Raw genomic sequence first — 14,690 nt, 5'->3', positions numbered from 1 at the left:
GCTATTCCTCGATCATGAGGTGCTTGCGATGCACCGTCGTGAAGAGCGGGATCTTGCGCTGGACCTTGCGGTCGGGCGGTTCCTTCACCAGCCGTCCGATCTCGCCCAGGATCAACCCGGTGATGGTCGGCAGCGGCAGCTCGCGCGCCTCGTCGAGCTTCACCCAGCGGATGTCGCCCATCTCGCTCGAATGACGGATCTCGCCCGATGCATCCTCGGCGCGCGCCATGAAGAAGCGCGCATTGAAGCGGCGCGGCCGGCCGGGCGGCGTCACCGCGCGCGCGATCAGGTCGAGACAGTCGAGCGCCGGCGCCATGCCCTGGTCGAGGAAGCCCTTCCAGTGCTCGCCATAGTCCTTCCTGGGCGCGCCGCCTTCGAGCGGCTTGCCCAGCATCAGGCCGCTCTCCTCGAAGGTCTCGCGCACCGCGGCGACGGCCAGTGCCCGCGCGCGTTGCGCCGAAGCGGCACGCATCAGGCGCTCGTTGACGAAGGGATCGAGCGAGGTCGCGACGGGAACGCGCGCATCGTCGGGATCGACGCGACCGCCGGGGAACACGTAGCGGTTGGGCATGAAGGCGTGGGCGGCGGCGCGGCAGCCCATCAGGACCTCCGGCGTGTCGCCCTGCATGCGCACCAGGATCAGGGTCGCCGCATCGCGCGGCCGCATGTACGGATAGACCTTGTCGATCTTCTCGACCGGCCGTTCGCTGCCGGGCGTCAGGGGAACTTTGGGGGCCTCGTCGTAGCCTTTGTCGGTGCCGCGGACGACCGCGCCTTCGGGAATGCCTCGTTTGCTCATGTCGCAGAAGTTAAAGGGTCATTCAGCCCAACGCGAGCGATCTTTGGCGTCTTCTCGGCTGGAAGCGAAAGGTCCCTCGCTGCGCTCGGGATGACAATTTTTGTTGGGATTTGCGCAGTGCGCCGATCAAACAAACAATGTCATCCCGAACGTAGTGAGGGACCTTTGAATCAGAAGCTCCAATCAACCGGCGTGTCGGGGCGAAACACCGTGATATCTTTCCCGCCACCCGGAACCGCTACGCGGTCGGGGATGTCCAAGGGCTTGGCATGCAGCGTCACGCGCTCCTCGTTTGGCGCGAGGCCGTAGAAGCGCGGGCCGTTCAGGGAGGCGAAGGCTTCGAGATGGGCGAGTGCGCCCTCCTCGGCGAAGACCTGCGTGTAGACCTGCATGGCCACCGGGGCGTTGAACACGCCGGCGCAGCCGCAGGCGCATTCCTTGGTGTCGGTCGTGTGCGGCGCGGTGTCGGTGCCGAGGAAGAATTGCGTGCCGCCTGAAGTCGCCGCCCTTCGCAGAGCGAGACGATGCTCCTCGCGCTTGGCGATCGGCAGGCAATAGAAGTGCGGACGGATGCCGCCCTTGAAGATCGCATTGCGGTTGTAGCTCAAGTGATGCGGCGTGATCGTGCCGCCCATCCGTCCCGGATTGGCTTCGACGAAAGCGACGCCCTCACGCGTCGTGATGTGCTCCAGCACGATCTTGAGGCCCTCATGGCGCTTCAACAGCGGCGCCAGCACCTTGTCTAAAAACACCGCCTCGCGGTCGAAGATGTCGACCTCGGGATCGGTCACCTCGCCATGGACCAGCAAGGGCATGCCGGCCTTCTCCATGGCCTCCAGCCCTTTCGCGACGCGGTCCATCGAGGTCACGCCGTGCGCGGAGTTGGTCGTGGCATGCGCCGGATAGAGCTTGGCCGCCACCCACACGCCTTCCTGCTTGCCGCGCGTCAGCTCAGCCGGATCGGCGCCGTCGGTCAGGTAGCAGGTCATCAACGGCTCGAAGTTCAGCGCCGCCGGCACCGCGGCGCGGATGCGGTCGCGATAGGCGCTGGCCTCGGCGACCTTGGTCACCGGCGGCACAAGGTTCGGCATGATGATGGCGCGGCCGAACTGGCGCGCGGTGTGCACGGCGCAGGCCGCGAGCATTGCGCCGTCGCGCAGGTGGATGTGCCAGTCGTCGGGACGGCGGAGGGTGATCGAGGAGGGGAGCGTATTTGCGGCGGCCATGATGCGCTTTCTACGCTTGCTCCGGGGCGGGCTCCAATGTTGATTGCGGGCATGAACGCTCTGAAAGACGCCGTCGCCTTCGCCCAGTCCGCCGAATCCCATTGGCCCCACAGCATGTACATGCCCGACGGGCAGTTCGTGATGACCTACGATTCCGGCGAGAAAGCCCCCGACAACGAGGTGCTGGGCCCGGTGACGCCGCGCGGCAGCGCCTCGGGCATCGTCTACCAGGGCGGAAAGAAGCTCGCCGAATGGGGCGACGTCGACCGCGCCGACATGACCTTCAGCGTGGCCAAGAGCTACCTCGCCTTGCTCGCCGGCCTCGCGCTGGGCGACGGGCTGATCAGGAGCCTCGACGACAAGGTCGCGGCCTACGCGCTCGATGACGGGTTCACCAGCGAGCAGAACAAGGACATCACCTGGCGCCACCTGCTCACCCAGACCAGCGAATGGTCGGGCACCGTCTTCGGCAAGGAAGACCGCATCGACCATAATCGCGTGGTCGGCGTCGCCGTGGCCGACGCGCCCAAGGGCACGCGGCGCGCGATGAAGAAGCCGGGCAGCTTCTACGAATACAACGACGTCCGCGTGAACCGGCTCTCGCGCTCGCTGCTGCAGGTTTTCAAGGAGCCGCTGCCGCAGGTGCTGAAGCGGCGCATCATGGATCCGATCGGCGGTTCGCAGACCTGGAAGTGGGACGGCTATAGCAACTCCTTCGACACGATCGACGGCAAGCAGATGCTGTCGGTGCCCGGCGGCGGCCATTGGGGCGGCGGCATCGTGATCTCCGCGCGCGACCTCTCGCTGATGGGACGGCTCGTCGCGCAGGGCGGCGTCTGGGACGGCAAGCAGATCCTGCCCAAGGGCTGGACCGAGGAGCTGGTGAAGCCCTGCCCGGTCGCGCCCTTCTACGGGCTGATGTGGTGGCTCAACACCGGCCGCAAGCAGTTCGCCGCCGCGTCGGAGAGCAGCTACTTCGCGCTGGGCTGGGGCAGCCACATCGTCTGGATCGATCCCGACAACGACCTCGTCACGGTGCTGCGCTGGATCGACCGCAAGAAGGCGCCGGAGTTCGTCGAACGCCTGCTGGGTGCGATCAAGAAATGAGCCTGGATTTCTCCGCCGTCCCGACATTGCCGGACGGCCGCACCGCCGCCGAACATATCGACCACGTCGCTTCCTTCTCGCAGGCGGTCCGCGTCCCCATGGGTCCGCGCAGCGCCGGCGGGACCGGCACGATGATGTGGCACGTGTTCGGTGCCGACTCCCGCAAGCCGATCCTGCTGCTGTTCCATGGCGGCTCGGGCTCGTGGATCCACTGGATCCGCAACGTCCGGGAACTGAGCCAGCACTTCACCGTCTACGCCGCCGACCTGCCGGGCCTCGGCGACAGCGACCCGCCCGACGACGTGAACGACATCTGGTCGGTCACGCATTGCGTGCAATACGCGATGGACGAGCTGCTGCCCCGGCACCAGCCCTTCGCCATCGCGGGGTTCTCCTTCGGCGGCATGGTCTCCGGCCATATCGCGACGCTGTTCGAGGACCGCATCAGGCGCATCGTGCTGGTCGGCGCCGGCGGCCTGAAGGCCACGCGCAAGCCCGGCCCGAAGCTGCACAAGCTGCTGCCCGAGATGCCGCCCAAGGTCCTCGCCGACGAGGCGCGGCGCAATCTCGAGATCCTGATGCTGCACGACCCGAAGAACGTCGACGGCATCGCGATTTACATGCAGATCCTGAATACCACGCGCGCCAAGACGCGCAGCCGCATCATGGGCCAGGCCTTCAAGCTCAGCGAAGTCCTGCCGCGGGTGAAGACGCCGCTCACCGGCATCTGGGGCGAGTTCGATTCGACGACCTACCCGCACATCCAGGAGCGCATCGATCTGTTCCGCGCGCTGCAGCCGGATTTCGAGATGAACGTCATTCCCGGCGCCGGCCACTGGGTTGCGTATGAGGCGGCGGAGGCCTTCAATGCGAAGGTGGTTGAGGTGTTGAAGCCGTAAAGGAAAGGTCCCTCGCTACGCTCGGGATGACAACAGTTTTGCGTGGACGCACCGAGCCAATCCCAACACCATTGTCATCCCGAGCGTAGCGAGGGACCTTTAATCAAAAAAGGAGGGATGGAATGGCCAACCTGCTCTGTGTCGGCACCGCCGGCATGTCGGTGTGGTTCAGCCGCGACGACGGCGAGACCTGGATCCGGCCGTACATCGAATCCGGCCTCTATCTCGAGGCCCGCGTCTGGGCGCTCTCGGCGCATCCCAAGCGCCCCGGCGAAGTGCTGGCCGGCACCGACTCCGGCCTCTACCGCTGGAACGAGGGCGACCAGAAATGGACGCACCTGCCCTCGCTGCTCGACGACTACGACATCTGGGCGATGGCGCAGGCGCCGGACGATCCCGACACGATCGTCGTCGGCACCCAGCCCGCCAACATCTTCGTCTCGACCGACGGCGGCAAAAGCTTCACCGCCGCGAAGGGCTCCTTCGCCGACGCCTGCATCTTCGTCGGCAAGCCCCGCATAACGCAGATCCTCTTCGATCCCGTCGACAAGGACACGCTGTGGGCCGGCGTCGAGATCGACGGCGTGCACCGCTCGACCGATCGCGGCCGCACCTGGAAGAAGGTGGGCCAGGGCATCAACTCCGAGGACATCCATGGCGTCGCGATCATCCAGAACGGATCGAAGCTGGTCTACGCCACGACCAACCGCGGCCTGAACGTCAGCCGCGACAATGGCGAGACCTTCGCCTTCCAGGAACTCGACTCGCCCTGGCAGTACACGCGCACCATCGTGCCGCGTGCCGATGGCGACGCGACGGTGTTCCTGACCAACGGCAACGGCCCGCCGGGCTCGACCGGCCGGCTGCTGCGCAGCACCGACCATGGCGCCCACTGGACGGACGCCAAGCTGCCGGGCGAGCTCAACTCGACGCCGTGGACGGTGGCGACGCATCCCGCCGACCCGAAGCTGATCTTCGTCTGCTCCAACCTCGGCCAGCTCTTCCGCTCGACCGACGGCGGCGACAGCTGGACCAAGCTGCCGCGCGAGTTCGGCGAGGTGCGCAGCACGATCTGGCAGCCGCTGGCTTGACCATCCAAAAAGACGGCGGGCAATAATATTGCGTGCGCGGTATTATAATACCTGAACCGGAGGCCACCCTCTCCGTTTCATTTGTTTCGTTTAATTCGTTTGTTTCGTTTATCCGACGAAGCGTCGACTGCTTCATTGGCCTGCCGAAGGAGGCCCCGATGAGAACCAGCATAGCCGAAATCGCCCCCAGCATCTACCGGCTCTCGACCTTCGTGGACGCGGTCGGCCCGACCGGCTTCACCTTCAACCAGTTCCTGATCGACGCCGACGAGCCGCTGCTCTTCCACTACGGCCAGCGCAGCCTCTTCCCGCTGGTCGTCGAGGCGGTGAAGCGGGTGATCCCGCTCGACAAATTGCGCTGGACGACCTGCTCCCATGTCGAGGGCGACGAAAGCGGCGCGCTGAACCAGTGGCTCGCCGCCGCGCCCAACGCCGTGCCCGCGCACGGCCAGCTCGGCTGCAACATCTGGCTCTCCGACATGGCCGACCGCCCGCCGCGCGCGCTCAAGGACAACGAGGTGCTCGACCTCGGCGGCAAGCGCGTGCGCTGGCTCGACACGCCGCACGTGCCGCACAACTGGGACGCCGGCCTGATCTACGAGGAGACGACCGGCACGCTGTTCAGCAGCGACCTCTTCACCCAGGTGGGCCCCGCCGACCCCATCACCGAAAGCGACATCGTCGCCCCCGCGATCGCGGTCGCCGAGCGCCTGCCGTTCATGCCGCCGACACCGATGGCCACGCCGACGCTACGCCGGCTGGCCGCGCTGAAGCCGACGACGATCGCGCTGATGCACGGGCCGACGTTCAAGGGCGATGGGGCGGCGGCGTTGGAGGGGTTGGCGGAACATTACAGGAAGCAATAGAGCGAGATTTCCGACATGAGCGTTTGAGATTTGTTGGACGACCATCGACAAACAAGTCTCGGAATCCATCCATTTGTCGGTAACAACCGCCCTCAGTCGTTTCCTTACCGCTGATTCTTGTTAGCTACCGCCTGCATCTATCTTGCATTCCCAAAGAAATTGCGTAGCCTGATGTTTGGCTGATCCGGCCACGCCGTCCACAATGGCAAAGCGCTAGCAGGAAGTCTTTTGCACCCCGCTTGAACCTTCTCCAAGTGCGCGGGCCTAGTGGACACGCCTCTATAGCGCCGCCGGAGTGGTTCTATGAGAAAGCATTTTTCCGATATTGCTCGGCCAAAGCGGACTGCAAGAAACCTTGCACGCTTATCATCGAACCTAAAGCTTTCAACTGTGCATGAAAAGTTCGCACGCGTTTTCGGCTACCGCGATTGGCATGAGCTTTCAATTAACGTTAATTCGAATGGCTCCTCTTTACCGCCCGAAATAGGCGCGACTGACGCGCTACGGATTGTGCTGAATCTCGCCAATGCGTTAGCCTTGCCAGACCCCGACGTACAGTACGTGATATCCAAAACCAGACTGCTGCGAGAACAGCCGTGGTCGATCGACGAACAGCTAGCCCTTCGCGCGTCAATCTGGCGTCAATGCGTGTTTGGCCCACCTGCTCGGGGCAAGCCCGGAACGATAGTCAGAGATAAGGCCTATGGTTCAAACAATCATGCCTATCTGCTTCAGGCCGGCCAACCAACTTACCTGCTGTCCGACACGGCATTGGCGACTCGCGCCGACTTCGAGGTAGTGACACCTCGGAAGCCGATCGCAGATTTCATCCCATCGAGGCTTTGGCTGCCCTATGGCTACTGGCCGTTGCAAGATGGCTCTGAAGTCATATTTTCTCGCGATTATTTCCCGATGTGGCGAATCGCGGAAGGCACCGTCGAACGGTTAGATCCGTGGCTCTGGATCAATGGCATTACCGCCGAGTGCCATTTTGCCAAGTCCGCTGGGACGGTGGTTTGGTCGAGCGGCCGGGCTCGCGAACTTGCGATTGATCATCTTTCAAAGCATCGCATTTTTGAATTACCCAAGCTCGTCGACATCATGCCACTTCTGTTTGAAACTGGCATCGAAACGATCGCAGGGGGCGTCAAAAGGCTTCACACGCAGCGCGGTGAAGCAGTAGCTATTCCGATCTATGCCAAATTGAACACTTGGCTTTCTACTAGGTAACAAGTGCCGGCCTCGATGTCGTTAAGATCTCGTCTCGGCCAGGATATCGCACCGATGGTTCAACACATTTTCTTCTCGTGGCAGAGTGACACCTCCAATGCAGTGGGTCGCTCGATGATAGAGACGTGCTTAGAGCGGGCGATCGGACTGCTGAAAGCTGACGCGGAAGTAGAGCTTGCCGATCGCGAGTTGGCGATAGACAAGGACACCCTTCACGTTCCCGGCTCGCCAGCAATCGCCGAGACGATATACGATAAAATCGACCGCGCAGCGGTGTTTCTTTCAGACCTTACTTACGTCTCCTTAAGATCGAACGGAGATGGGATACCAAATCCTAATGTGCTCATTGAGCATGGCTGGGCACTCAAATCTCTCGGCTCTCGTCGCGTCATCTCAGTGATGAACGTCGCGTTGGGCGATCCCGATCAACACAAGCTTCCATTCGATCTGCGGCACGTACGCCGCCCAATTCTCTACGCATGTGCGCCCGACGCCAAACCTGAGAACAGAACGAAATCGAGAGAAGAACTCACAAAGCAACTTGCAGCAGCACTCAAGGCAATCTTCAGCGATGAAACTGTTCAGCAAGGATTACGCCCTCCGGCATTAGAGAAGCCCCATCCGAGAGACGTAGAATTTCTTGAGCGCGTGCATCATCAAATACCCCTTGAGTTGAGGCAGTTTCTTCGACTGCATAATTTTGGGTCGCCTTTTCTCCTGGCACGACTTGAGCCGATTCATGAGTTGAACGAAACCTGGGTAGGAGCCGCCTACGAATTTCACGATCGCGTTGTGCAGACGCACTTCAGTGATCTGAAGCGCATCGCCAACGAATTTGGCAGCTTAATTCTTGAGCGCATCCACGCCATGGACATCAATCCAAAAATGGGCTGGCCAAAGACAAACCAGGACGTAGCGCAAGGCGTTCAGCCGGTAACGCAACGGGCGATCACGGCGATGAACACTAAGGCGGCGGAACTTTGCACCGCCATTGACGCGTTCGACCGAATTGCAAGAGACCGTATTCCCGTAGCGCTGGGCATTCACGCCAATCCGGAACAGAGATCTGAATCTAAGAAGCGGACTGACGACGCCTTCGTCGCGTTGCAAGAGCTCTCTCTCGATATGAATCGCGGAACACTTCCGGAGATCGTAGCGCCACCACGATTGACGCTTCGTCTAGCACCACTTGAAGCGACAGAAGGTCGACGTTTAGAGCCGCGAGCAGTCCGCGAACTGTTGCTGCAATGCGCACCATCGTCACGAGAGCAAACGAAGGTAGACAGCGATGGCCGACAATGGTGGATCTGCGCCATGCCTCAGCGACGCAGCGACGTGCTTAATCCTGAGACGGCCTGGCGGATGCGACTAGTTCGGCCAGGTAATCTGGAATATCAGAGCACAATCGGCCGCCGGATCGATAACGATCCTCAGATCATGGTAGATGGCAGGCGACTCGAAACCGCCATCGTCCGCAACTTGGAGCGCATGACTAAAATCGCGGAGAGGCTCGATTTAGTTGGCCCGGCGCTAGTTTCGATTTATCTCGACGGAGTCGAAGACGTCGAGCTGTCCGGGGCGCAACCTAGCGGCAAACGAATTCGGCGGTCGGAAGTTAGTTTGCCAATAGCCAAACTGGCCAACATGAACGGGAATATTGCGGTCACTCTCCGTGAGCAGTTCGACATATTGTGGCAGACAGCCGGTTGGGTCGACGGGTCCCCGTCTTTCACCGGTCAGACTTGGTCGGGTTACGGTGACGAGCAAAACTACGATACCCAAATCAGCTGAATATTACAGATTGATCCGGCTGATATACTTCCCGCGTCCAATTTACCCAAAGCATCTGAATTCCAAGCCAGCAGCTGCATCAACTCAACGGTGAGGAAGCTAGGCGTGAGTGAGCCAAAAAAGCACCACTACATCCCGATTTTTTACCTCAGAGCGTGGACCAACAGACAAGGCAATCTTTGCGAATTCAGTCGCCCCTACAGATCAGTAATTTACAAATGGTGACATCCCTCCGCGACCGGGTATCAAAAGAATCTGTATTCAATCCCCGGCGCCTCTCCTGAAGAGGCCGAGAGGATTGAAAAAGAATACATGGGCTTGGTGGACAGCACTGCCGCACAAGTCCATCAGAAATTCCTCGCGGATGGAAAAGATGATCTTATTGCAGGTCAGCGCGTAGCGTGGTCTCGCTTTCTGTACGCGATGATGTTTCGCAATCCCGAGCATATCGCCGGAATGGATGCGAGGTTCAAAGCCGCGGCTCCATCCATCATTGAGGAGTATCGGGAAATCTACTCAGCCATCCGAGCACCCAGTGATCCTCCAACATTTGATGCATTCAAAGACTTGTATCTGAGCCGGGCGCCCAATGTCAGCGTTCTTCCTTCCATTCCATTCTTGCTAGGAAGTCGTCGTGTAGTTGGAGAAATTCAGTCATTCCATTTCTGGACCGCAACACTTGGCAGGCGAGCAAACCTGACATTTCTTACCTCTGATCGACCTATCGTTATGAGCAACGGCCTCGGCAAACCGGAGGCACACATTGTCATGCCACTCTCACCGAAAGTTCTTTTTATTGGCGCTCGAGGACGATGGCTTCACGAGCAAATCTCGAAGATGCCAAACACCGCTCTAGCGAAATTGGTTAACGAAAAGGTAGCGAGGCAGTCCCATCGATACGTTTACGGAAACGATACTTCTCAGCAGAGATTCGTTTCCAAACGGCTTGGTCAGAAGGCTCCTTCAACGCCGATGGACTAATGCCTATTAGTTGGCTTTGGCGGCTTTACTCACGAAGCATTCAGAAACGCTAGCTGAAGCTGTCTATTCCCACCAAGGACGAGCAGGAGCACCCATGCACTACCACCCCCTCGGAAACACCGGCCTCACCGTCTCCGTCGCCGGCCTCGGCTGCGGCGGCAATAGCCGGCTGGGGCTTGGGCGCGGGGCGAGCTTCGACGAGTGCGTGGGGGTCGCGCGGGCGGCGATCGATCTCGGGGTGAACTTCCTCGACACGGCGGAGGTCTACGGGACCGAGGAGATCGTGGGCGCGGCGGTGCGGGCCTATGACCGCGACAAGCTGGTGATCTCGACCAAGGCGCTGTTCAAGGAGGGCGATTCGGCGGAGACGGTGACGCGGAAGGTCGAGGCGTCGCTGAAGCGGCTCGGGCTCGACCATGTCGACGTCTTCCATTTCCACGCGGTCAATCCCGGAGCCTACGAGCATCATCGCGACGTGCTGGCGCCGGCGCTGCTGCGGCTCAGGGAGCAGGGCAAGGTGCGCCATGTCGGCCTCACCGAGACGGGGCCGCGCGACCCTGAGCAGGCGATGCTCTCCCGCGCGATCGAGGAGGCGCCGTGGGAGGTCATGATGCTGGCCTACAGCCTCGTGAACCAGGGCGCGCGGCGGAAGGTCTTTCCGGTGACCAAGCGCCGGGGCATCGGCACGCTTCTGATGTTCGTCGTCCGCAACATCTTCAGCAACGAAGCCTACCGCCGCGCCGTGTTCGCCAAGCTGGTCGAGCAGGGCCAGCTCGACGCATCGGTGCTGTCCGGTGACGGCGATCCCCTCGCCTTCCTCGTCTCCGAGGGCGGCGCGGAGAGCATCACCGACGCGGCCTATCGCTACGCGCGCCACGAGGACGGCGCCGACGTCATCCTGTTCGGCACCGGCAACAAGGATCACGTGAAGGCCAATGTCGATTCGATCCTGCGGCCGCCTCTGCCCGCCCCGGTGGTCGAGCGGCTGCACCGGACGTTCGGGCACCTGACCGGCGTCGGGCTCGACCTGCCGGGGCCTGTGAAGGCGTAGGCGTGACCGATCGCGCGTTTGAAAGCAGAGAAAGGTCCTTCGCTGCGCTCAGGATGACACCGTTTTCTGCATCAGCGCACTGCGTCAGTCCCAGCAAAATTGTCATCCTGAGCGCAGCGAAGGACCTTTAGGTCATACGCGATAGCCCTGACCGCCGACGGGTTCCGCGTGGCGTGACTCTTGCTTCATCCTCTGCGGAGTGTGGGCATGGGTTGGATGATCGGGCATCGCGACGTGCCAGCCGGATCGGACCGTGGCGTCGGGGACGCGCATTCCCTCGGCGAGGCGATGCTCGTGCGCCTGCGCGCCGACATATTGAGCACCGATCTCGCCCCCGGCGCCAAGCTCGCGCTGCATCACCTCGCCAAACAATACGGTATCGGCATCACGCCGCTGCGCGACGCGCTGGGCCAGCTCGCGGGCGACGGGCTGGTCGTCATGGAGAGCCAGAAGGGCTTTCGCGTGGCGCCGGTCTCGCGGGAGGACCTTCGCGACGTCTGCGACATACGCCTGCGGGTCGAGCTGATGGCGCTCGATCTCGCCTTCGACCGCGCCGACGCAGAGTGGGACCGGCGCATGAAGGTGGCGCATGCGGCGTTCATCCACATCAAGGCGCGGGTCGGCGAGGACACGCCGATCACCGCCGAGTGGGAGGAGGCGCATCGCGAGCTGCACATGACGCTGCTGGGGGCCTGCGCCTCGCCGACCCTGATGCGCCTCTGCAGCCAGATCCACGACCGCATCCACCGCTATCGCCGCATGGCGCTGCCGACCAAGTCCTACATGGGCGGCATCAGCGACGATCACTTCGAGATCAGCAAGGCGGCGTACCGGCGCGACCGGGTCGGCTGCAAGGCGCTGCTGGAGCGGCATCTCGTCGAGTCGAACCGGCTGATTGAGGAGAACATCAGCTTCGGGAAAGGTCCCTCGCTACGCTCGGGATGACAATGGTTTCGGCGTTGCCGCGGTGCGCCGATGAAGAAAGAGATGTCATCCCGAACGCAGTGAGGGACCTTTGGATTCATAGACTGTCCCGATCGCGCGCCACCCTGCCCGCCCCTCGAAGAATCTATAGATTCTGCCGCCGCTCTGAGGGGGCGAATCGCCTGTAATCCCGTGGAATCAGCGCTTATCCGCGCTGGCATGCCTCCTGCAGTTCCGGTCGGGAGACGCCGTTGCGAAGCCCCATCGAGGATGCAGATGCAGTATTCGGAACTCTCCCCCACGATCCGCAAGATCCTGGAAACCCTGCCCGATCCCGGCACACACGAGGCCGCCGCGCCGATGCTGCCGCGCGAGTGCTACACCTCGCCGGAGTTCTTCGAGTTCGAGCGGCAGGTCGTCTTCCCGCGCTCCTGGGTGTGCGTCGGCCGCGAAGAGCAGATCCCCAAGCCGGGCGACTTCCTCGCGCCGAAGATCGGCATCGAGCCGCTGCTGGTCGTGCGCCGCGGCGACGGCACGATCGGCGCCATGAGCGCGATCTGCCGCCATCGCGGCCTGGTCATCGCGAGCGAGGCCGGCTCGACCGGCCGCGCCTTCCGCTGTCCGTTGCACTACTGGACCTTCGACCTGCACGGCAACTTCATGGGCGCGCCCTATCTCGAGAGCCGCGAGGACCATGACTGCCTGCGCCAGAACTCGAAGCTGCCCGAGGTGCGGCTGGAGAACTGGCACGGGTTCCTGTTCGTCAATCTCGATCCCGACGCCGCGCCGCTGGCGCCGAGCCTCGCCAAGGTCGAGCCCTTCTGGGCCAACTACGAGGACGCCGACCTGGTGGCCGTGCCGCCGACGCCCGGCGAGACGCCGCTGCCGTGGAACTGGAAGGTCCACGCCGAGAACTTCACCGACGCCTATCACCCCGAGTTCGTCCATCGCGGCACGCACGACTTTGCGCCGAGCGTCCACGACGCGGGCGGCGTCGTGTTCACGCCCATGAGCGGCACCGACAATGCGATCGTGCGCACGGTGCCGCTGCTGCAGTCCGACGGCGGCATGACCGATACCGGCTGGGGCCCCGAGGCCGCCTTCCCCGCCATCGAGACGCTCTCGCCCGAGCAGCGCAAGCGGCTCACCTTCGTGCTGATCCCTCCCAGCATGACGATCATCTTCGCGCCCGGCGCCGTCGCCTATCAGCTCATCACGCCGGTCGGCGCCGAGGCGACGCTCGCCTCCAACGACCGCGTGACGGCGGGCGGCTGGCTGCTGCCGCGCTCGACCCGCGAGCGCAACGACTTCGCCGACCGCGCCAACACGGTGCGCGAGGGCGCCAAGAAGATCTGGCTGCAGGACATCCCGGTCAATCTCGGCATCCAGGCCGGCAAGAAGTCGCGCTTCACGCCGCCCGATGCGCATTACGTGCCGCTCGAGACGACGCTGATCCAGTTCAACGCCTGGCTGCTGCGCGCCTATCGCGCCGCCGTCCCTTCAGCCTGATCGCGGAGGCCGCCATGAACGCGCCGATGTCCACTCCCATTGCGACGCCGGACGTCTATGCCAGGACCGGCGTGCCGGAGACCGGCCTGCGCAACTACTGGTATCCGGTGCTGGCGGGATGGCGTCTCGGCAAGAAGCCGAAAGCCATAAAAATCCTGAACGAGGACATCGTGCTGTTCCGCGATGCCGGCAAGATCCACGCGCTGCAGGATCGCTGTCCGCATCGCGGCGCCCAGCTCAGCCAGGGAAGCTGCATGTACCCCGGCAGCGGGACGCTGACCTGCCCGTATCACGGCTGGACCTTCTCCGGCGAAACCGGGAAGTGCGTCGCCAAGCTGATGGAGGGGCCGGAGACCGTCATCGCGCCCGGCACCGGCGTGAAGACCTATCCGGTGCAGGAGCATCTCGGCGTCATCTGGCTGTTCGTCGGCGACATGGAGGCCGTGCCGCTGTCGGACGACCAGCCGGAGTGCCTGGCCGAGGACAGTGAGTGGCACGGCTTCTCGACCTGGCGCACCTATCACTGCAACTGGCGCGTCCTGAAGGACAATCTCTGCCACGACCTGCACGCGCCGTTCCTGCACAGGAACGCGCCCGAGCTGATCCTGCAGCCGGTCTTCCCGCACGCCGTCCAGCTCGCCGCCGAGCCGACCGCCGACGGGCGCGGCATCGGCTACAAGGCGCGCGGCGGCATCAACAAGGCGCAGTATCCCGGCCTCGGCCAGTTCCCGCCGGCCCGCGAGAGCTGGTACCGCCGCCTGAAGCCCACGGGGCGCGGCAAGGACATCGATCCGACCAAGTCGCCGGCCGTCGTGAAATACGGCTACCTGCACCGCCAGAGCTCGCTGCTGCCCGGCATCACCCTGATCGGCCGGCCGAGCGGCAACTATTTCATGTGCCGCTGGGTCGTGCCGATCGACGAGAAGACGACGCTCTTCTACACGTTCAGCCGCTACCGCCGGCAGGGCGCGCTCGCGACGATGCTGCAGAAGCTGCAATGGATCTTCTGGCTGTCGTGGACGCACGACTGGCTGTTCTCCGACCAGGACAAGCGCGTGCTGGAGCGGGTGAAGACCCAGCGCGAGACGCTGTCGCGCACAGATGCCGGCGTCACCGCCTGGCGCCGCTTCGTCGCCGAGCATGCGCGGCGTCCGCCGTCCGCACAGGACGCCGCCCACCGCACCGCCGCCGAATAGCCAGCAAGAGGAGACCGCGT

Annotated in this window: 12 protein-coding genes and 1 pseudogene; 11 read left to right on the top strand and 2 right to left on the bottom strand. The window is 63.0% G+C overall.

Annotated features, from left to right (window positions below):
* Window position 1 precedes the first annotated feature (1 nt).
* On the bottom strand, window positions 2-799 hold the full coding sequence (locus tag AC1ROX_RS04705) for an NUDIX hydrolase (RefSeq protein ID WP_493122913.1): 798 nt from the start codon (window positions 797-799) through the stop codon (window positions 2-4).
* A 170-nt stretch (window positions 800-969) separates the two neighbouring features.
* Entirely contained in the window at window positions 970-2,025 is a 1,056-nt protein-coding gene (gene pyrC / locus AC1ROX_RS04700; RefSeq protein WP_493122911.1) for a dihydroorotase, read from the bottom strand.
* A gap of 51 nt (window positions 2,026-2,076) precedes the next feature.
* On the opposite strand from pyrC, the gene AC1ROX_RS04695 reads away from it, so the two are divergent.
* The 11 genes and pseudogenes from AC1ROX_RS04695 to AC1ROX_RS04645 all read left to right on the top strand — a co-directional run bounded on the left by AC1ROX_RS04695 (window position 2,077) and on the right by AC1ROX_RS04645 (window position 14,670).
* The gene (locus AC1ROX_RS04695) at window positions 2,077-3,132 is read left to right on the top strand and encodes a serine hydrolase domain-containing protein (protein ID WP_493122909.1); all 1,056 of its coding nucleotides are present in this window, start codon (window positions 2,077-2,079) and stop codon (window positions 3,130-3,132) included.
* Window positions 3,129-4,031 carry an alpha/beta fold hydrolase gene (locus AC1ROX_RS04690; protein WP_493122907.1) on the top strand — a complete coding sequence of 301 codons (903 nt, stop codon included), beginning with the start codon at window positions 3,129-3,131 and terminating at the stop codon, window positions 4,029-4,031. The genes AC1ROX_RS04695 and AC1ROX_RS04690 overlap by 4 nt, the downstream gene beginning before the upstream one ends.
* 122 nt (window positions 4,032-4,153) lie before the next feature.
* A complete protein-coding gene (locus AC1ROX_RS04685) occupies window positions 4,154-5,122 on the top strand; it encodes a WD40/YVTN/BNR-like repeat-containing protein (RefSeq protein ID WP_493122905.1) in 969 nt (322 codons plus the stop codon).
* Window positions 5,123-5,280: 158 nt separating this feature from the next.
* Entirely contained in the window at window positions 5,281-5,988 is a 708-nt protein-coding gene (locus AC1ROX_RS04680; protein ID WP_493122903.1) for an oxygen-binding di-iron domain-containing protein, read from the top strand.
* A 303-nt stretch (window positions 5,989-6,291) separates the two neighbouring features.
* Complete coding sequence (locus tag AC1ROX_RS04675) at window positions 6,292-7,218, top strand: hypothetical protein (protein WP_493122901.1); 927 nt, start codon at window positions 6,292-6,294, stop codon at window positions 7,216-7,218.
* 54 nt (window positions 7,219-7,272) lie between these two features.
* Window positions 7,273-9,009: a hypothetical protein gene (locus AC1ROX_RS04670; protein WP_493122899.1), complete on the top strand. Its 1,737-nt coding sequence runs from the start codon at window positions 7,273-7,275 to the stop codon at window positions 9,007-9,009.
* Between the two features lie 240 nt (window positions 9,010-9,249).
* Window positions 9,250-9,990: pseudogene (locus AC1ROX_RS04665) on the top strand (DUF4238 domain-containing protein); the annotation flags it as partial.
* Between the two features lie 94 nt (window positions 9,991-10,084).
* On the top strand, window positions 10,085-11,041 hold the full coding sequence (locus tag AC1ROX_RS04660) for an aldo/keto reductase (protein WP_493122897.1): 957 nt from the start codon (window positions 10,085-10,087) through the stop codon (window positions 11,039-11,041).
* A 207-nt stretch (window positions 11,042-11,248) separates the two neighbouring features.
* Window positions 11,249-11,986 (top strand): GntR family transcriptional regulator, encoded by a 738-nt coding sequence (locus tag AC1ROX_RS04655; RefSeq protein ID WP_493122895.1) that lies wholly within the window; start codon window positions 11,249-11,251, stop codon window positions 11,984-11,986.
* A 255-nt stretch (window positions 11,987-12,241) separates the two neighbouring features.
* On the top strand, window positions 12,242-13,474 hold the full coding sequence (locus tag AC1ROX_RS04650) for an aromatic ring-hydroxylating oxygenase subunit alpha (RefSeq protein WP_493122893.1): 1,233 nt from the start codon (window positions 12,242-12,244) through the stop codon (window positions 13,472-13,474).
* A 14-nt stretch (window positions 13,475-13,488) separates the two neighbouring features.
* Window positions 13,489-14,670: a Rieske 2Fe-2S domain-containing protein gene (locus tag AC1ROX_RS04645; RefSeq protein ID WP_493122891.1), complete on the top strand. Its 1,182-nt coding sequence runs from the start codon at window positions 13,489-13,491 to the stop codon at window positions 14,668-14,670.
* The last annotated feature ends 20 nt before the right edge of the window (window positions 14,671-14,690 follow it).

Source organism: Reyranella sp. GW821-FHT14A01 (assembly GCF_058803965.1).
The sequence above is the reverse complement of the archived record's forward strand: the minus strand, read 5'-3'. Positions and strand labels throughout refer to the sequence as shown.

Excerpts from the sequence above, each read along its gene's own strand:
- AC1ROX_RS04705 (WP_493122913.1), bottom strand. The coding sequence starts at position 799 with ATGAGCAAACGAGGCATTCCCGAAGGCGCGGTCGTCCGCGGCACCGAC.
- pyrC (WP_493122911.1), bottom strand. The coding sequence starts at position 2,025 with ATGGCCGCCGCAAATACGCTCCCCTCCTCGATCACCCTCCGCCGTCCC.
- AC1ROX_RS04695 (WP_493122909.1), top strand. The coding sequence starts at position 2,077 with ATGAACGCTCTGAAAGACGCCGTCGCCTTCGCCCAGTCCGCCGAATCC.
- AC1ROX_RS04690 (WP_493122907.1), top strand. The coding sequence starts at position 3,129 with ATGAGCCTGGATTTCTCCGCCGTCCCGACATTGCCGGACGGCCGCACC.
- AC1ROX_RS04685 (WP_493122905.1), top strand. The coding sequence starts at position 4,154 with ATGGCCAACCTGCTCTGTGTCGGCACCGCCGGCATGTCGGTGTGGTTC.
- AC1ROX_RS04680 (WP_493122903.1), top strand. The coding sequence starts at position 5,281 with ATGAGAACCAGCATAGCCGAAATCGCCCCCAGCATCTACCGGCTCTCG.
- AC1ROX_RS04675 (WP_493122901.1), top strand. The coding sequence starts at position 6,292 with ATGAGAAAGCATTTTTCCGATATTGCTCGGCCAAAGCGGACTGCAAGA.
- AC1ROX_RS04670 (WP_493122899.1), top strand. The coding sequence starts at position 7,273 with ATGGTTCAACACATTTTCTTCTCGTGGCAGAGTGACACCTCCAATGCA.
- AC1ROX_RS04660 (WP_493122897.1), top strand. The coding sequence starts at position 10,085 with ATGCACTACCACCCCCTCGGAAACACCGGCCTCACCGTCTCCGTCGCC.
- AC1ROX_RS04655 (WP_493122895.1), top strand. The coding sequence starts at position 11,249 with ATGGGTTGGATGATCGGGCATCGCGACGTGCCAGCCGGATCGGACCGT.
- AC1ROX_RS04650 (WP_493122893.1), top strand. The coding sequence starts at position 12,242 with ATGCAGTATTCGGAACTCTCCCCCACGATCCGCAAGATCCTGGAAACC.
- AC1ROX_RS04645 (WP_493122891.1), top strand. The coding sequence starts at position 13,489 with ATGAACGCGCCGATGTCCACTCCCATTGCGACGCCGGACGTCTATGCC.